At 47.2% G+C, this 18,569-nt stretch carries 13 protein-coding genes; all 13 read right to left on the reverse strand.

The window, feature by feature from the left end; translation table 11 throughout:
* Positions 1-26: 26 nt before the first annotated feature.
* The 13 genes from MHH48_RS26565 to MHH48_RS26625 all read right to left on the reverse strand — a co-directional run bounded on the left by MHH48_RS26565 (position 27) and on the right by MHH48_RS26625 (position 18,240).
* On the reverse strand, positions 27-2,306 hold the full coding sequence (locus tag MHH48_RS26565) for a GH32 C-terminal domain-containing protein (RefSeq protein ID WP_076324231.1): 2,280 nt from the start codon (positions 2,304-2,306) through the stop codon (positions 27-29).
* Positions 2,303-4,768, reverse strand: a complete 2,466-nt coding sequence (locus tag MHH48_RS26570; protein ID WP_076324232.1) for a PfkB family carbohydrate kinase — start codon at positions 4,766-4,768, stop codon at positions 2,303-2,305. Before MHH48_RS26570 ends, MHH48_RS26565 begins: the two co-directional genes overlap by 4 nt.
* A 32-nt stretch (positions 4,769-4,800) precedes the next feature.
* A complete protein-coding gene (locus tag MHH48_RS26575) occupies positions 4,801-6,414 on the reverse strand; it encodes an ABC transporter substrate-binding protein (RefSeq protein WP_076324233.1) in 1,614 nt (537 codons plus the stop codon).
* Positions 6,415-6,544: 130 nt separating this feature from the next.
* Positions 6,545-7,441: a carbohydrate ABC transporter permease gene (locus MHH48_RS26580; RefSeq protein ID WP_076324234.1), complete on the reverse strand. Its 897-nt coding sequence runs from the start codon at positions 7,439-7,441 to the stop codon at positions 6,545-6,547.
* Positions 7,442-7,453: 12 nt separating this feature from the next.
* Positions 7,454-8,410, reverse strand: coding sequence for an ABC transporter permease subunit (locus tag MHH48_RS26585; protein ID WP_076324235.1), 957 nt, complete (start codon positions 8,408-8,410; stop codon positions 7,454-7,456).
* 177 nt (positions 8,411-8,587) lie between these two features.
* Positions 8,588-9,556 carry a LacI family DNA-binding transcriptional regulator gene (locus tag MHH48_RS26590; RefSeq protein ID WP_076324236.1) on the reverse strand — a complete coding sequence of 323 codons (969 nt, stop codon included), beginning with the start codon at positions 9,554-9,556 and terminating at the stop codon, positions 8,588-8,590.
* Between the two features lie 263 nt (positions 9,557-9,819).
* The gene (locus MHH48_RS26595) at positions 9,820-11,277 is read right to left on the reverse strand and encodes an ABC transporter substrate-binding protein (protein ID WP_076324237.1); all 1,458 of its coding nucleotides are present in this window, start codon (positions 11,275-11,277) and stop codon (positions 9,820-9,822) included.
* 70 nt (positions 11,278-11,347) lie between these two features.
* Positions 11,348-12,244, reverse strand: coding sequence for a carbohydrate ABC transporter permease (locus MHH48_RS26600; protein ID WP_076324238.1), 897 nt, complete (start codon positions 12,242-12,244; stop codon positions 11,348-11,350).
* Entirely contained in the window at positions 12,244-13,170 is a 927-nt protein-coding gene (locus MHH48_RS26605; protein ID WP_076324239.1) for an ABC transporter permease subunit, read from the reverse strand. Before MHH48_RS26605 ends, MHH48_RS26600 begins: the two co-directional genes overlap by 1 nt.
* A gap of 30 nt (positions 13,171-13,200) precedes the next feature.
* Positions 13,201-14,460: a Gfo/Idh/MocA family oxidoreductase gene (locus MHH48_RS26610; RefSeq protein WP_076324240.1), complete on the reverse strand. Its 1,260-nt coding sequence runs from the start codon at positions 14,458-14,460 to the stop codon at positions 13,201-13,203.
* Positions 14,461-14,500: 40 nt separating this feature from the next.
* Positions 14,501-15,592 carry a DUF4832 domain-containing protein gene (locus tag MHH48_RS26615; RefSeq protein ID WP_076324241.1) on the reverse strand — a complete coding sequence of 364 codons (1,092 nt, stop codon included), beginning with the start codon at positions 15,590-15,592 and terminating at the stop codon, positions 14,501-14,503.
* Positions 15,555-16,898: an acyltransferase domain-containing protein gene (locus MHH48_RS26620; protein WP_076324242.1), complete on the reverse strand. Its 1,344-nt coding sequence runs from the start codon at positions 16,896-16,898 to the stop codon at positions 15,555-15,557. Before MHH48_RS26620 ends, MHH48_RS26615 begins: the two co-directional genes overlap by 38 nt.
* Positions 16,876-18,240, reverse strand: coding sequence for a DUF4832 domain-containing protein (locus MHH48_RS26625; protein ID WP_076324243.1), 1,365 nt, complete (start codon positions 18,238-18,240; stop codon positions 16,876-16,878). Before MHH48_RS26625 ends, MHH48_RS26620 begins: the two co-directional genes overlap by 23 nt.
* Between the last annotated feature and the right edge of the window lie 329 nt (positions 18,241-18,569).

Consider the following 18,569-nt stretch of genomic DNA (forward strand, 5'->3'; position numbering starts at 1 on the left):
TGGTAAGGAGCGCCTAAGCGCTCACATTACCAAATGACCTGCATATCCCAAATATCCAAGGATTTAACCATTAGATCCCCGTCTCCCCAAATTTCAAGCCCCAAAGCATCCGTACGGCTCGGATACACCCGGGTCGTCAGGCTTTTCAATCCGTTGGCATAGGCTTCAACCATGGAGCGGTCCAAATAAATGTGAAGCTTTAGATTCTCCCCTAAGAGCTCCAGATTGCCGCCCTGAATTCCTCCGCACTTTTCTCCCGGGTGAAGCGTGGTTTTTGTTCGGTCGACAGAGAACATGGATTGGTTCATATCATAAAACAGCAGGGTCTCTTCTTCTCCATCCGGTGTACGCCGGATTTTGATCCCGAATCGTTTGGCGCTGCCCGGGTCGATTTCCAACTGGATCTCAAGCATGTCGCCTTGAACATCCTGAAGCCGTTCATTAGCCTCAGTCAATGATTTGTCCCGGAGCGATAGCCGTTTGGAGCCGCGCAGCGATTGAAGCTCCTGAATCGGCTCAATCCCCAACCGTCCATCCTCCCTCAGATACACGCTGAGCGGCAAACCGGCGTTATGAGCCCAACCCGATTGATATTCAAGTTCGAGCGTCCGGTCGCCTTGGGCTATCGTAAATATGATCTTTCTGCCGGTCTTCGGATCAACCATTCCGCTCGGGCCGGTAAAATGAAAATCACCAACGTCAATCAATTGCGGTTCCTCTTGATCCGGAATAAATGATAGATTTTGCTTGTCAAGCTGCCCGATCCAATAGAATACCTCGACATCCGCTCCCTGTCCCACAGGGCTGACCAGTAAAAGATGCTTGTCCACACCCTGCTTATCGCTGCCAAGGGGGAGAAGCACGGGAAGCTCCCAGATGGGTCCAAGATAAGGAAACTTCTGAATATCCGCTTTAAACAATGCTTCTTTGTAAGTCCAACTCAGCATATCCTGAGATTCAAAAGCCAGCGCTGCTCCACCTTCGCCTTCGATCCCGGACCCGACCAAAGCAAACCACCCGTCATCGTCCTTCCACACGAACGGATCCCGGAAATCCCCGAATGCGCCCATGCCCTTCTTCTGTACAATCAACGGTACCGGATGCTTGACCCAATGAACCAGATCCGGGTCTCCATCCCGGGTATAGGTACTTCGTGCAAGCGCCACGCTCTGATTAGGCGAAGCACCGTCATTGCCCGCTGTAAAGAACAAGACAGGCAGGCCGTCTGCATCGTAGGTCGCGCTTCCCGACCAGATCCCATCCGGTGCGAGCGAATCCTTTTCAGGGGCTAATGCCACTGGAAGATCACGCCAATGCACCAGGTCCTCGCTTACCCAATGTCCCCAATGAATGTGATAAAAAAATGGCCCAAGAGGGTTATGCTGATAGAATAGGTGGTATTGACCATCAAAATAGATCGGAGCGTGGGGCTCGTTCATCCAATGCGCCGGCGGGCTGGCATGATACTGCGGTCTGTGTCGATCCAGAAGCAAAGGTGTCCGATCCAATTTGATCTCATCATACGCTAATTGCGGATGGACTCCTCCGCAGGCATCATTCAACACTTGCCGATAAGATGCGGCAATCTCCTCCGCGCTCAAAGCGCGATTATAAATCTTGAGTTCATCCATGATACCGCTAAACATGTGAAGGCTAAATTCGCCCGCCCATTGGCTGCTGTGATTATTTTTGCCAATGAGTAGTTCCGTGTCTACCGCTTCGGCCAAACGGGAATGACGTGGCAGCTCAGCCGAAGCGATTTCGCTACCGTTTAAGTACAATTTCATTTCCCCTTGATGCCCATCGAACACAGCATTTATATAAGACCAATTGTTTTTTGGCAGTTCAAGACCGTCCGGCGACCAAAGTTCCTTCCAGTCTCCTCCTTCCAGCCCGACTTGGAAGGACCAGGAGCCATGACGAAACATGCCCAGCAGATAACCCTGCTGGCGATCCATGTTGTAGCGGTTCACAATGGCTGACAGCTTATTTTCAAACCCCCATTCATAGGAACGGGGAGCTACCCATAATCCGATACTCAGTGCTGATCGATATTCTGTCTTCCGGTTCGCATCTCCCTCTTTAAACCGATGGGCAATGTAGGTTGAGTAACCATCGAACAGTAACCCGTTTCCCATGACCCCCGGTCTCCACTGCGGATCGCAGGATTCCGTAAACTCGGCTTGATTCAATACGTACTGAATGTCATCCCGCACTTGAGACATATTCTCTACAGCATGGGATCCGGTTCCTTCATCGAAGGGCCAATACATCATCAGCCCCTGATCGTCGGATGTTTGGCTCACGCTTCATCCCTCCCTGATGTCTGTCCTATGTTGTTATTTGAAGTATGAATAGACTGAAGTTCATGGACATGGAGCGAGTTCAGCACAACCTGTCCTGATTCCGTACTTATTGAAAGGTCATTCAGCGGGGCATCCGGAAAAATTTGATCCGTGAGAACCACCAGGCCTTCATTTGCATACACTTCAACCGCATTGCGATCCAACCAGATATGCAACTTGATTTTTCCATTTTCCGGAACCAATCTGGCGCCATGCTTGCACGCAAACGACGGGTGAAAGTCCGTCATGCCTGATTTGGAACGGTCGATGAATATCCATTGGCGAACAGGATCATATCCGATTGAAGTCTCACTCTGCCCGGACGATTGCATTTTGATATAAACCTCGCCCGCGGATTGAATATTGATGTCCGCTTCAATCTCAAGCAAGTCATTCTTCGTCTTCAGCATGTAAGGTGAATCAGGTGCAACCGTAATCATATTCCAGTTCCTCGATTCTTTCCGTAGCTGCTCTATTTCCCGGACAGGCATTTGGGTTAGTACGATGCCCTCATCCCGATTGGTCAATGACAAAACGCGTGGCAGCGTCATTGCGCCTCTCCATGCGCCGGTAGGCGTCTCGTTGGCATATTTCCAGTTGCTCATCCATCCGATGATCACGCGCCGTCCGTCTTGCTCAGGTATATCCGACCAGGTGACACCTGCATAGTTGTCCCGACCATGATCCAGCCACATGATATGATCAGACGAATTGTCGTTGATGAAGGTATTTCCGTCAAACTCTCCGATAAAATATTGCGTGCGTGATCCTTCCGGACAGGAAGGGTTATCCCCAATGCTGATGACAAGCACCCATTTGGAACGCCCGCTGTCATCGATCGGCAATTCAAAGAGATCCGGGCATTCCCAAACACCGTCATGCGAGCCTTCCTCATGGCCGAATTCCCCTGTAAGCGACCAATCACGCAAGTTCTTCGATCCATAAAAGCGAACATGATCTCCCGCAACAATGGTCATAACCCACCGCTCACTTTGTGCATGCCAGAACACTTTCGGGTCCCTGAAGTCTACCAGACCAGGCTCAGCAAGAATCGGATTCCCCTCATATTTGTGCCAGGTTCTGCCTTTATCGCTGCTGTAAGCCAAGCTTTGCCGCTGGCGCGGCTGTCCGGTCTCTGGACATGTGTCCGCATGAGTAAAAATCGCAGTCAATCCGTGAGTGCCCGCGAATAGTCCGCTGCTGTTATTAAAGTCAACTACACAGCAGCCGGAGAATATGGCTCCGTGCTCGTCTGGGAACAGAGCGATAGGCTCATGCTGCCAGTGAATCAGATCATGGCTTATGGCATGACCCCAGTGCATCGGTCCCCATTTATTGCTAAAGGGATGGTGTTGATAAAACAGATGATATTCTCCCTCGTAATAGACTAATCCGTTCGGATCGTTCATCCAATGGGATGGAGGCGAAAAATGAATTCCCGGTCTAAACCTCTCGTCCATCTGTTTATGTGACTCCATGATCTTATTGATTTCATCTATCGTCGGCATTGACTGAAGAGCCCCTTTCCGTGTTGTCACTAATGCACCACCAGCATTGGCAAAAGTCAGCATGCTGATGATTTGCTGTTTGTCTAATTTATTTAAAGAAATGTTGCATTCCAGTATTTTATATAATAAGCAGCCTAGAAAAGCGTCGCCGGCCCCCGTCGTATCGATGGTATTCACTTTGAAACCTGGGACATAACCTTCATGGGCAGCCACCCGGTAATAGCAGCCTTGTTCACCTATCGTAACGACAATAAAGGCGATGCCGAATTGTTGCTGTAACATGAGTGAGCCTTTTTCAACATCGGTTATACCCGTGATAAAGCAAAGCTCTTCTTCTGATATTTTCAAAATATCTGCATGCTTCATGCCCCACAGGATATTTTGCTTCGCTTCCTCCTTGCTCTCCCATAATGAAAATCGGATGTTTGGATCGAATGAAAGCAAAACTCCGGCCTCCTGGGCCTTAACGACTGCCGCTCTTGTTGCTGAACGTGCCGGCTCATGGGTCATCGACAATGAACCAAAGTGAAGCGCCCGGCAGTTCCCAATCCTGTCGAGCGGGACATCCTCAGTGCGTAACAAGGTATCCGCTCCCGGCTGCCGATAGAAGCTGAAAGATCGGTCTCCGCTGTCATCCAAATGGACAAATGCCAGCGTTGTTTTGGCTTCATCCGTAAACGAAAGCGCACTCACGTCGACCCCGCAGCTGAACAACGTGTTGTGCAGCAACGAACCGAAGTGATCCTTACCAACCTTGCTGATTAAAGCAGATTTGGCTCCTAAACGGGCTAGTGCGGCTGCTACGTTAGCCGGAGCCCCTCCGGGATTGCATTCTAACTGCTCGTTGCCCCCGTCTGAACGCCCTTCCGGAGTAAAGTCTATCAACAATTCCCCAATGGCTATTACATCAAGCACAGTTTCTCCCCACCTGTCGTTTGATTATCTATCTATTTTAGATTTGCGTTATAACGATCCAGCCCGTTTTGATAGATCTCCATCAACTCATTCAAGCCCATTTTATCCAACGTCTTCACATAGCTGTCCCACTGTTCATCCACGCCGCCATCAACAATGAATTTTCCTCGCTGGGTATTGACATATTTAATCAATTCGGGCTCAATTCTATTGATTTTGTCCAGTTCCTCCGGCTCAAAGAAGATACTCGGGTAGTTTTCCTTTTCCATATAGGGATCGTAATATTTCTCCAAGTCTTTAACGCGCTGCTGGGCTCTAGGCTCCAAATCAACGACTTTTCCCAAATCTTCGATGGTAATAACGCCTGGTCCTCCAGCGCCTGGAGCGACTTTTTGACGGAATTCGCCTGCAGAAGTCCCTTCGGGAAGCGGCAGGTTTACCAATTTCCCATTCTCGTCCTTCTCGAATACGATATCCAGTGGACCCCAGTGGATTTGAGCAGCCATGTAGGGCTCATACTGCTGATCGATCCAACGCATCGTAATTTCCGGATTCTTGTTCTCTTTTGTAATCACGAAAGCGCCGCGTCCTGGACCGCCACCGTTGCCGCGACCGATCAATTGATCCCCGTTCGGTCCTTTGAGCGGAGACAGCAACGCATAATCCTCGCTTCGCTCCGTTCCAACCACCTCATCGACTTCCCACCAGATGTAGGAACCGAGTGTTTCGGTTGATGTTTTCCCTTTGGCCAGATACTGAGCGGCGTCCTGGGTGAACGATTCAGGATCAATCAAGCCCTGCTTATACCATTTTTCATGGAAATATTTCAATGCTTCCTTATATTCAGGCTGCGTAGCAGTAAAGATCACTTTTCCGTCGCGGACGATCCGATGTTCCATGTTATCCGGAAGTCCGAAAGCTCCGAATATGCCAGCAATATCCATACACCACTGCATGTGCATAAAGCTTAACGGAATTTCGTCAGCCTTGCCGTTGCCGTTTGGATCCTGTGTTTTAAAGGCAACTAATGCTTCTGTATATTCATCCAATGTTTGCGGCATTTTCAGCCCCAGCTTGTCGAGCCAATTTTTATTGATGACGTGAAAGAAGGGGTTTGTTCCAAGATTGTTCTCTTCCCACGAAGGCAGCCCGTATATATGCCCATCCGGTGCCGTGATCGAGGACTTAATGTCAGGCCGGCGATCTAAGAGCGCTTTCAGATTAGGCGCATATTGATCAATTAAATCTTCCAGCGGGAGGATGGTACCATCTTCTCCGTAAGTAACCAGCTCGTAATCGGAGAATCCGGCTCCGTAAAAAGCATCCGGTAAGTTGCCGCTGGCCAGCAGCAAATTTTTCTTCTCTGTAAAGTCGGTGTCCGGAATGTTCTCCCACTCAATCTTAACGTTGGTTTCCGCTTCCAATCGTTTGAAAATTTCCATTTGCGAATACTCTGGCGCCAATGCTGCTTTCGGGGATACCATCTTTAACGATACCGGTTCATTCACAATCGGAAGACCCGTTTTGTTAAAATTCGCAACCTGATCAGGATTATCCGACTGATTCTTGGCGTCTCCTGAACATCCACTCAGCGCAAAAGCTCCGGCCAGTATAAGAATCCCCGCTCTTTTGAATACAGATTTCATCGTACATAACCTCCCTCAAGATCATTCCACAAGTTGGATATCTTTCATCGTCCTACTTACTTCTGTATTTATCTGGATGCAGATGTATCAATGCTGCTGTACATCCCCCCCTTTCCAGACCATGACAACATCATCCCTTGATCGAGCCGATCATTACGCCTTTGACAAAATACTTCTGCAGGAAAGGATACAAAATCAGCAACGGCAGACTGGATACCATGATGACACCGTATTTGATCAGCTCCGTTACGCGCATCTTCGCCGCGTAGGATTCCACGTCCACCATCATGCCGGAGTTTACCTGATTCTGGACGAGAATGTTGCGAAGCACCAGTTGCAGCGGATATTTACTTTCGTCGTTCAAATAGATCAAAGCATCAAAGAAACCATTCCAGAAGCCGACGACATGATACAGCACCATGACGGCTAAAATGGACTTGGATAAAGGCAATACAATGCTCCAAAAAAATCGGGTGTTGGAACAACCGTCAATCGAAGCAGCTTCCCACATTTCATCAGGTATAGAGGACTGGAAAAAAGTCCTTACGATAATGACATTCATGATGCCGCCGGCACCGGGGATCACAAGCGCCCAGATCGTGTTCAGCATGTGAAGATCCTTGATTAACAAATACGTAGGGATCAACCCGCCGCTAAAAAACATGGTGATCAATAAAAACCACATGATAACAGACCTTCCAACCAGATCCTTACGTGCTAACGGATAAGCTGCAAATACGGTAACCGCTACTCCGATCAAGGTTCCCATACCCGCGTATAACAGGGAGTTGGCATACCCGATCCATATAGAGGAGTCATTGAATATTCGTTCATAGCCATCGAGCGTGAAGCCCTTAGGAAATAACCACACTTCCCCCGAATAGATTAGATTGGGATCACTGAATGAAGCAATCAGCACAAAATACAGCGGAAATAATACGATCAGCATAACTACGGTCAAGAAGAAATAGTTAATGGCGTCAAACCATGCGTCTCCTCTGCTTTTTCTCTTCAATAACTGATTCAAAGTGAATCCCCCCTACCAAAGACTGGTTTCCGTTAATTTTTTGGCGATCCGGTTGACGGTGACAATCAGGATGATATTAACGACGGAGTTAAACAGTCCGACTGCCGTTGAAAAACTGTACTGCGCCTTCTGAATCCCCAATTCGTATACATAGGTCGGAATAATATTCGAAGTCGCATAGTTCAGATCGCTTTGCATAAGAAATGCTTTCTCGAAACCGATGCTCATGACGTTCCCGAGTGCGAGAATAAGCAGAATGACGATGGTTGGCAAGATAGACGGAATGTCCACGTACCATACACGCTTCCATTTACTTGCTCCATCCATAATCGCGGCCTCATGCTGTTCGGGATTAACCCCGGCAAGCGCAGCCAGGTAAATAATCGTGGCGAAACCGGTCTCTTGCCATATGCCTGACAAAATGTACAATGGACGGAACCATCCCTCGTCAGCCATGAATAGAATGGGTTCTCCTCCGAACCAGGTAATGATGAGGTTCACGAGTCCGCTGTTTGGCGATAAAAAAACATGGAGCATACCGACGAGCACAACGGTAGAAATAAAGTGCGGTGCATAAATGACGGTCTGGATAAATTTCTTGTATCGCTTGCCCAGCATCTGATTCAGCATGATCGCGATAATAATCGGAGCCGGGAAGCTGAACACAAGCGATAGAAAACTGAGGGTTAGCGTATTTTTCATGATGGTCCAGAAGTTATAAGAATTGAAAAAATCAATAAAATGCTGGAAACCTACCCATTCGCTGCCCCAAATGCCCTGGCTCGGTGAAAAATCCTTAAATGCAATTTGTACTCCATACATCGGATAGTACTTGAACAGGAGGTAAACCAGAATGATCGGCAGCAGGAACAGATACAGCTCATAGTTGCGTTTGACTCGACTCCAAGTTTTATGATTTTCTTTGATCAGGGGTTGTTCTCCCCCGGAATCTCGTGAAATCACCGTCATACTCCCTTTCTTCGTAAAATAATTGCATGTTATTGAAACGTTTCCAATTTAATTGAAACGTTTCCAATTTTCCATGAGAAAAACGTCACCCGGTTAATCCACCGGTGAAACAGCCGTGGCAGTTGATGTTTTTCCAATACTTATTAAAGGGTAAAGCCTTTTTATTCTGAGGAACAATCAAGTCGTTTCACCTTGTCTAAATATGACCGGAAGACGATAAACTTCCCGGTCCAATGTTTCGCCATCGATCTTTTTGTAGAGCAGCCGGATCGTCGTACGTGCCATCTCCTCTACAGGTTGTCTGATCGTTGACAATATCGGATGGAAATAAGGATGATCCTGAATCCCGTCATATCCGATGACCTTTACATCCTCTGGAACGCGAATGCCCAGCCTACCTGCTCTCTCGATATACTTGGCGGCGAACATATCCGTAATGGCAAAAATGCCGTCCACGTCCCGATACTCATTAAGAAACTCGCCATAATAGGCATCGTCGTCCACAACGGGGTCTGTCTTCTCATATACAACATAATCGACTCCCATTGTTCTGGCCTCCTGAATGAAGCCTTCTTTCCGATTCATGGTTTCACTGAAAACGGAAGTGATGCTCCCCAAAAAGGCAGGTTTTCGGGATCCCGCTTTGACAAGTTCTCTTAACGCCAGACGCCCTCCTTCATAATTATCCGAAGTGACGCATGTGATTTTCTTGTTGAAATGCCTGTCGATACTGACAATCGGAATGTCATTGCTAACGTAATTTTCAATATCGTTGTACGTAATGCCGACAATACCTGCCACTTTGTTTTGCTGAAGCATATCAAGATAATACAATTCCTTTTCAGGTTTGCCGCCGCTATTGCATAGCATGAGCTTAAAACCTTCCCGATCCAACTCATCTTCAATATAATAAGCCAGTTCGGAGAAAAAGGGATGCCAGATACTCGGGAGCAGCAAGGCTACCATCTTGGACTTCCGCATTTTAAAATTTCGGGCAATCTCATTAGGAATATAATTCAACTCTTGTATGGCCTGCTCGACTTTTCTGCGCGTTGCGGGTTTAACGGCGCCCGAATTGTTAATGACGCGGGACACAGTTCCCACAGCTACGCCAGCTAAATTGGCAACATCTTTAATACTAGACATCTAACCCCCCACTTATTCTCTCTTTTATGGAAATCATCATAACACCAAATTGGAAACGTTTCAATATCTTTTTTGGAAACGCTGTCGTCATTCTAACAGGGGGAACTTTGGCAACATTCTTAGCATGTTGATTACGTTTTAAAAAACTAGAGCGGCAGGGTCAAATTAGACCCTGCCGCTCTCTTATAGGTTTCGGATAGCCATGTTTCCATAGGCAGATTCGTAGTCTCCTTCGAATCTATGGGTCGACACGGTATACGCTTTTATTTCCCCGCCAAAAACTCATCTAACTGACGTTGTACCTCAGCTACATATTCATCAATGCCTGCCTTCTTTAGCTTCTGAATGGCCTTAGGATACGCTGTTTCAAAGTCCACAAAACCGGAACGTATAGCAGCTAAGTCCTTGCCAACGACTTCTTTCAGAGCTGTTTCGATAGATTTGACTTTCTCATTATTAAATCGGAAGCCCAATGAAGCGGATCGTACAGCCTGGTCATCCCAGCTCTTATACTGATCGATGGACTCTTGTGCCACATCCGGCCCGAACAATTGGTAATTTTGGTTTCTGAACATCCATTCATAGAAGAATTCGCTAGGGGTCAGCTTATTGATTCTTCCATCCACAATCTCGTAATCCTTGCCTTCGACGCCATAGAGGGCAAACTGGTAATTTTCCTGGGATTTATAAATCCAGTTCACAAACTTCATGGCTCCTTCCGGATTAGGAGCATTTACTGGTATGCCAAGAACTTCTCCGCCTGTGGCTGTCACATAGCGCGGTTTATCCTCGGCTAACAGGTAAGTTTTAACTTTGGCATCCGGTGCATTGGCTTTGATTGTATTAATAATTTCCATTTCCTTGCCCACAGATCCTTCAACCCATAAATATAGACCTGTCTGCATGCGAGAGTCTCTCTCATTGTATTTAATGGTCAGATCCTCTGTATATAACCCTGCATCATACATTCCACGGTTAAACTTCGCTACTTGCTGGAAAGCCTCTGTTTCATAATAACTGTATGCTTTTTTACTGTCTTCCCCGAATACGACCAAATCTTCTACGGCGATCCAGTTATATTGTTCATCGGCAAAATATCGGGTTAAAGGTTTAAAGACGACATCGGCAGGTCCTTTCATATCAGGAAACTTGGCTTTCGCCTTTGTTGCGAATTCTTTTAGATCATCGGCAGTCTTCAAGTCGGTCATCCCCACGGCTTCGAGAATATCCTGACGGACGGCAACCAGCTGGTACATGGCCGAGGACGGTGCATATGCCGACGGAATGCCATGAATTTTCCCATCGATCGTTGCGCCTTGAAGCTGTTCCATCGGCAAAACTTTCAACATATCCTGACCATAGTCCTGGATTAAATCATCCAATACCATGGCTTGTTTCTTGTTGACGATCGTCGAAAGGTCCGGGAGTCCATCCCAATATAAATCGATCGGTTCATTTGCGGCCAGCATGATATCTTTTTGTTCCCAATACTGGGCCCACGGCACAAATGTGACTTCGACCTTCAGACCGAGATCGGCTGCCATTTTCTCTGCAAATTCGTTGTTTAGAAATTCGTTCATGCGATCGCTTCGTTCCCCTGGGTACAGAATCGTGACGGTTTCGAGCGCGGCTGCCCCCTCTTTTTTGCCGCTGCATCCTGCCATTACCGAAACGGATGCGATCAATAAAACCAATAAGATCAGCATTTTCCTTGCTTTCATGAAAGACCCTCCCTAATAAAATGGTTAATCTATGTTAAAAGCCTGAATCGGCCAATAACCACGCAGGTGTCTATTCTTTTACCGCTCCGGCCATAATCCCGTGCACGAAGTATTTTTGAATGTAAGGATACAGGAAAATGATCGGACCGATCGTAATGACCGTAATGGCCATCTTCACGGTTTCCGCAGGCAATGTGATGTTGCCTGATGCCCCTGACGGAATCCGTCCGGAGCTTATCGCATTGACGTTCGACAGAATGTTGTAGAGGAAATATTGAAGCGGAAATAAATCGCGTTCGTTAATAAAGATCAGCGCGTGCCACCAATCATTCCAATATTGAAGCGCATACATTAAACCGACCGTCAACAGTGCGGTCTTGCTTAATGGAAGAGCGACTTTTACGTAGATCGTAAAATAATTGGCGCCATCCATCTCGGCCGCTTCATATAAAGACGGAGAGATGCTTGCAAAGTACGTTCGCATCAGAAACATGTTCCATACGCTGAATATGGACGGCAGGATCAAGGCCAGAATGCTGTTCTTCAATCCGTAATAATTGACGCTGACCATGTACCACGGAATCAAACCGGCTGAAAAGATAATCGTAAAGTTGCTAATGAAGGCGAGCACGTTGCGGTATTTTAGCTTTTTTATGGATAGGGAAAATGCAATCATGCTGGTAATCAACAGAGCCCCGAACGTCCCCACAGTGGTTACAAACAGGGTCACGCCATAGGATTTGAGCAATTTCATTCCACTATTAACAAAGATATATTTATAGGTATCCAAGCTGGGGCTCAGTGGGATGATCGAATATCCGTTTCTCGCAACGGCCTGTTCCGAAGAAAAGGACACGCTTAACGTTAATACAAGAGGATACAGACAAACGAGTGCGAATAAGCCAATGAATACATATGCAAAGGCTATCACCAATTTATCACCAAGCAATCTATTCTTTTCCATCATCAAAATAGACCCTCTCCGTCGTTTATTTTCTTAGCGGATTTGTTAGCAGCCGTAATCAGGATCAAGCCCATCAAGGACTGGAATAGCCCGATTGCCGTCGAGTAAGAAAAGCCCAGCGTACGCATCGACTGATAAACGTAGGTATCGATGACCGTGACTTCTTCAGCCAGGACCGGGTTGTTGCCGACAATACCGTAAATCATCCCAAAGTCCCCGTAGAAGATTCGTCCGACGCTCAGCAAGCTCAAAACGATGATCGTCGGCTTCAGCATGGGCACGGTCAAGAAAAGAATCTGCTGCAATTTGTTGGCGCCATCCACCTTGGCCGCTTCGTATAAGCTCCCGTCAAAATTGGACATCGCCGCCATGTAGACAATGGAACTGTAGCCGCTCCATTTCCAGACGCTCGACAGAATGATGATCCACTTCCAATATTTTGGCTCCGAGTACCAGGAGATCGGCTCTGCACCGAAGAACTTCAAAATATGATTCGCTACGCCCACATCCGTGGAGAAAATTCCGTACAGAATCGCCCCGACGACAACCCATGATATGAAATACGGAAAAAACATCATGCTTTGAGCGATCTTTTTGTAGGCTTTATGCCGAATTTCATTGATCAGAATGGCAATGCTGACAGGAATGATAATGCCTAATATGAGACCGAAAAAGTTGATGTACAGCGTATTATAGGTTACCTTCCATCCCATGCTGTTTTCCGAGAAAAAGTATTTGAAGTTGTCCAGACCCACAAATTTGCTGCCGAAGATGCCGTCGACCACATTGAAATCGGTAAACGCCATCCATATCCCGGCAAACGGGATATAGGAGAACATGATCAGCACAATCAGCGCGGGCACGCACATGAGATACAGGATCCTGTGTTTTTTTATTTCATAGAGAAATCCCTTAACAGCCGAACTCATTCCATCACCCCTTTACATGTGATTACACGACTATACTGTAATGCCGTGTTGCAGCTTCATCTTTAGTTCATCCAGATCGATCACGGTACCGGTAATTCTCGCCTCTTCCGCGGCATAGGCCATCATATGGCTTTCAACGGACATGTCGATGGAGGATCTGCTGCTGAAGTCGGCATTCCCCAGATTCTCCAAAAAGTCGTTCATCAGACCAGTATCGCCGCCGTTATGTCCGCCGCTCACCGTTGCCGGCCGAATGACGGTTTGCTGAACAGGTTCTGCCATATTGGAGTTAAAGCGGGTGACTTCAATAACATTCAAACTGTCATCCCCGCGGATCTCCCCATGCTCGCACATGATTTTGAGCGTGCGGTACATTTTATTCGTAAATCCGCTCAAGTTAAACGTTGCCGTAACCCCGTTCTTAAACTCGATAATGGTCACCTGATGATCACACACATCATTGTCCATCCGATAAACGCAGCGTCCGTAAGGACTCGTTGCGAGCGCTTGGAGCAGTCCCTCTTCGCTTTGATCCGCAGAAATGACGGCAGCCGGCCATTGGCCCCTTACAGGCAAATAGGCTTTTCTTGCATCGAATCGGCAGTCCGCAGCTACCTTGCAGTCGAGGCATCGTTCCGCACTGCCTGCCGGTGCATTCTCCTCTTTGAAATACGTAAGGCTTCCGTACGAAGAGATTCGTTTCGCCCCGCTGTCCACAAGCCAGGATAGAATATCCATGTCATGGCAGGACTTCTGCATGATGATCGGACTCGCCAGATCGCTTCTTCTCCAATTGCCTCTTACGAAAGAATGTGCCATATGGAAATTGCCGATGTTCTCGTTGTGCTGTATGGTCACGATCTTGCCGAGCTCATTGCTATCGATGATTTTCTTGATTTCCGCAAAGAAGTTCGTATATCTGAGCACATGGCATACAATCACTTTCCGGCCTGTTTCATTGGCTTTTCGTTGTATTCTCAAGCTTTCTTCAGGACTTGGTGAAATGGGCTTCTCGAGCAAAATATCATAACCAAGATCAAGCGCCTTCATTGTTTGCTCATAATGGTCCTTGTCCATGGAAGAGATGATGACGGCATCGCAAATTTTACCGAGTCGATAAAATTCATCTACGGATGCAAATTGTTTCTCCAGCGGAATCTGAAACTCATCCGCCGCTGCCTTTCTTCTGCCGACATCCGGCTCGATTACCGCCACAATTTCCTCACTTTGGTAAGCATGCCTTGAATAGATCATGCCTCTTTGTCCTGCACCAATTAATGCTAGTTTCAACTCCATAACCTCCAGCGAACTTGTATTTGTCCTAAACAATCTACTCCTGTTCTGGAACCACAGGATCTTCCAAGGGATAATATCCTTCCGGATAATAGGCATCCCAAATATTCATAAGCGGATCCTCATCGGATATTTCGACTTGTATCATGCCTGCCTCATAATACCCATCCTGCTGCGGATTCTGTATATGCAGGGGGATATACGACCGGTCTTCGAAATAGAGTGCTATACTCAGCGTATATTTTCCCGGTAACATATCCATCAAGGGGACCATCTCGTTATGGACAAGGTCTCCGGTTAACCAGGAATGCGTGGCTGCTTGCAGGGGATACTCATAGGAAACCTCCCCCTGCTTTAACTGCACCCATAACTGAAACTCCCGATAAATTCTCGAACTGCCCGCGTTGACGAACCAGAATCGCAGCGGCAAGCTCCCACGGCTATATACCGTTTCCGGATAAGTCAGTCTACGTAAAGTTATATGATATCCAAGCCCTATATTCAGATTGGAGAGACCGGCGTGCCAGCGATACGCCTCGCGTCTTGTATGAGGACCGCAAACGTTATCAGTCACATGAAGGACCACCTGGTAACGCTTCCATACTTTCTGCAGCTTATGTATGGCAAAAGCTTCACAGCATTCGATCCAATTCTCCTCACCGCACTTCACCAGCAGGCCAAATCCGCGACTGCGTTCTCTTAAATGTTGAATCAATCTGTCATTCTGCAGTTCGGCTAGCAGCGTCTGCGTTTCAAACGACTCCACATAAGCGTTCCATTCTTCCTTACTGTCAGCTAAGGTTGATATCAGAACGGCTGTTAAGCGTCTGTCGGAGTCAATATAGCTACCGACTTTTCGGATCAAAGCGGCAAAACAATCAGGTGCGTAATCCTGAACCCAGATTGGCAATTCCGGTACCAGGACTAGAATGGGGTTTTGGGCCGTACGCAGTGCTTCATGGATCGCTTCAAGTCTGTATTCTCCTCGAACCGGCTCAAGCGCTCTCCAGGAAAAGGAGACGTATTCGAATGGTCCCTGTCTTGCATCATGCTCGCTATTCGATAAGGGCTGCGGTCGGATTTTTACGGTTTTATACTTCTCGTAGTTTTCGAGCGAGTATTTCCCCATCCTCTTCTCTCCTTTGCAAATGGCTGTCAACGGTTCTATGGAATTGCTCGATATCTGCATCGGTTATATATGGCCGGCTGCCAATCTTATCGATATCTTCCCGCAATACAATCATGCTTAATGTGTTAAAACGGGCTCCCGTCTCCATATACGCCGCTGCTGCTTTTTGCAGGGAGGTTGTATATTCGCCTGGGTTTCGGACCGGGTCTGCCTTCCTGTCTCCAAAGGCTTCATAACGCAGCATGCCGTCCCCTTCCATGGTCGGATAATTATAGAATTGTCGTTGAACGAGGACGATATTGCTTCTTTGCTGGTCCAGGATAAGCGACAGCCTTGTATCATAAAGCCAGCTTGAGCTCCAGAAACCTTTGATGGATAACTCCGGAAAGTACTGGTCATAGAATGCAGTGGCCATCTTCATGGAGCTCTTCAACCTGTCCGGTGTGTACCCGGGGCCAGATGGAATGTGAAGGGCTAACAGCGTATCCCCTTTTTGAAGTGCCGGCTCCCATTCCTTCTTAAGGATCGGCGTTGTTTCTCTTTCTACGAATCCCATGGGATTTATCCGATTAGCGATGACAAACTCGGCATTCTCGTGCCATTCTGAGGTGAAGTTTCCTTGAAGATCATATACATCATTGATGCCGTTCCGTTGTCCATCACTGCGAAATTCTTCGCCTGCGTGCCGAAGGGCAATAACCTCCTGCGTGTCCACATGACGGAACATGGTGAAAGGATCCTCAAATCGGTAGGGGATAAAATAAAACCGGTCTAACAGAAAGATGGAGCAGGTATAAAAATTCATCACCCATGGAAAATCATGAACCTTGGCATCGCCGTGCTCCACCAATTTTTCCAACTGAAGCTTCAGGGGCTGTTGAGGGATCTGCTCGTAGTAGGCTTTAGGTACGGAACGCGCCTCCAGCATGTTCATGGAAGGAACAACGCAGGCCAGCAGCAAAAGAAAGGAGTATAATTCTCCGTATTGCTCCATGCATCCTGGTGTCATATTCGTATAATGAGTCTCATCACAGCGATTGCGTAAAGTGCACATATCATCTACCAAAAATTGGGTAAAGTGAAATAGTACGGCATCCTTTTCTATCGCCTCAACCCCATGAACGAGCCATTGGCGGGTAGGTTCAGGAATTTGGTACTGCTCAAAGATTCCAGACAAGAACTCCCTCGGAATGAGATGGGGCTTGCTATCCGGTTTATATCGATGATATTTAGCCTCCAACCCTTCAGGCAGGTAATCAAAGTTGCAGATTGCGATACACTCGTTAAACTTCAACAGACTCTCCACTTCCTTTTCTCCCCCGTTCAACTGTTAACTTGCCCACCGGATAATAGCCGTCCTTGTTCCCCTCGATCGCCAGCTGGATATTCCCGATTTCCTTAACCCCGGTTTCGATGCCAATCTCCAAATGATATTCGCCTTCGGACATATTACCGGGTAAACCGAAACATTCTTCCCAAACAATGTCTTCGTCCGGCAGCCACTCCCTAATATCCTCTCTGCTGCGCAGCGTATAGGTTTGGTCATGTCCAGTAAGCCTCACAACCAGCGGATAGGGATTATAAATCGGGGCCACTCCTACATTAGCCCACAACGCACTGATTGTTAGCCGACCACCCGCATTCACCATCGAATCGTACGTGAATTTCCTCAATTCAAAGCGGTATCCCATCTTGTTCAGCCAAGCCTTGACCTTCTCTTTCCACGGTTCAGGAACTACCGTTCCTTTGTTGTTAAAGGAAGAAATGTGCCACTTCAGCGTTTCTTGAATGATATAATCCATATCCCAGCCCTGAAGATACCAATCATTCATGTGCCAGCATGCTTCAAATAGAATCGGAGCCTTCTCCCAGGCATCTCCCATGTTGAAATTCTGAATATTCTGGGGATAGAAATCCGTCATATGAGACCACTGTTTTCCATGAAAGCCGCCCATATCACCCAAGCAATCGACGCGAAAGCCCACTTTGGCTTTGCGCTCCTTCATGATGCTGATCGACAGGGGATCATGCAGCAGAGCTTGGAGAGGGGTTATTTTAAACCCATCCAAGTAAGCATCTGTAATGCGCTTAATGGCCTCCGGCTTTAAAAACTCCGTTCCGCCGCCTTCTCCCCAGGCCCCTACAATCGTCAAATCAATCGAGCTTATGACCGGGTGTCCGTCAAACCGTGCGGCAAACGCCTTGATAAAGTCAGACCAATACAACACATAGGGTGTGGTCTCAGGGTCTACCCTCCAGAACGGAAAGTCGGGCTCCTCCGGATGTTCCGCACGATACCAAGCTGGTATATCATCTTCTTCGCTTAACGCGTATGGGGAACAGCGAACCACGGCCGTACAGCCTAGCGATTTGGCGTAGTCCAGCCTCTCCTCAAGAACTTCCCACCTATACTCCCCTTGACGAACTTCCAAGTCCCGCCAGCGCACGCTGCAGAAATACACTTTACTGTCGGGATGATTGTACGTTCTGCTGTCTTCCGTGAACTTATATTTCTTCTGCTCTTCCCCTCGGTTGTTGCAGATCCGATCCGGGTCCCCCATTAACCCCGGTGCTGCTATAAAACCAATGCCCGGGTTGTTTAGGATGTCTTCTAAAATCTTGGGGTAAACCGTTACAGCTTTGTTCATGTTCTAATCAGCCCCCCGCCGCCTGCTCAAACGGTTATTTTGTTACGTTAATGTTACGTAACAAAACAGTGTAAACGCTCGTGACGTTTCGTGACTTCATGTTACATCATCCATGCATATCCTTGCAATAATAATTTTAAATTTTTAAAAAAATTCTAGTAACATTGCACGAGAGGAACATGTTATGATTGATTTTAATCATGAATGCCTGTAAACTTAGAACGTAACGGAATAACGCAACAAACTAACGCAACAAAACAACCAACAGGTCCATTATTGTTTACCATGTGACATTCCTATAAACTCTAAATGGTGACTATTCGTAACTA

Source organism: Paenibacillus sp. FSL F4-0100 (assembly GCF_037993005.1).
Classification (GTDB): Bacteria; Bacillota; Bacilli; order Paenibacillales; family Paenibacillaceae; genus Paenibacillus_AQ.

Excerpts from the sequence above, each read along its gene's own strand:
- MHH48_RS26575 (WP_076324233.1), bottom strand. The coding sequence starts at position 6,414 with ATGAAATCTGTATTCAAAAGAGCGGGGATTCTTATACTGGCCGGAGCT.
- MHH48_RS26585 (WP_076324235.1), bottom strand. The coding sequence starts at position 8,410 with ATGACGGTGATTTCACGAGATTCCGGGGGAGAACAACCCCTGATCAAA.
- MHH48_RS26590 (WP_076324236.1), bottom strand. The coding sequence starts at position 9,556 with ATGTCTAGTATTAAAGATGTTGCCAATTTAGCTGGCGTAGCTGTGGGA.
- MHH48_RS26595 (WP_076324237.1), bottom strand. The coding sequence starts at position 11,277 with ATGAAAGCAAGGAAAATGCTGATCTTATTGGTTTTATTGATCGCATCC.
- MHH48_RS26600 (WP_076324238.1), bottom strand. The coding sequence starts at position 12,244 with ATGATGGAAAAGAATAGATTGCTTGGTGATAAATTGGTGATAGCCTTT.
- MHH48_RS26605 (WP_076324239.1), bottom strand. The coding sequence starts at position 13,170 with ATGAGTTCGGCTGTTAAGGGATTTCTCTATGAAATAAAAAAACACAGG.
- MHH48_RS26615 (WP_076324241.1), bottom strand. The coding sequence starts at position 15,592 with ATGGGGAAATACTCGCTCGAAAACTACGAGAAGTATAAAACCGTAAAA.
- MHH48_RS26625 (WP_076324243.1), bottom strand. The coding sequence starts at position 18,240 with ATGAACAAAGCTGTAACGGTTTACCCCAAGATTTTAGAAGACATCCTA.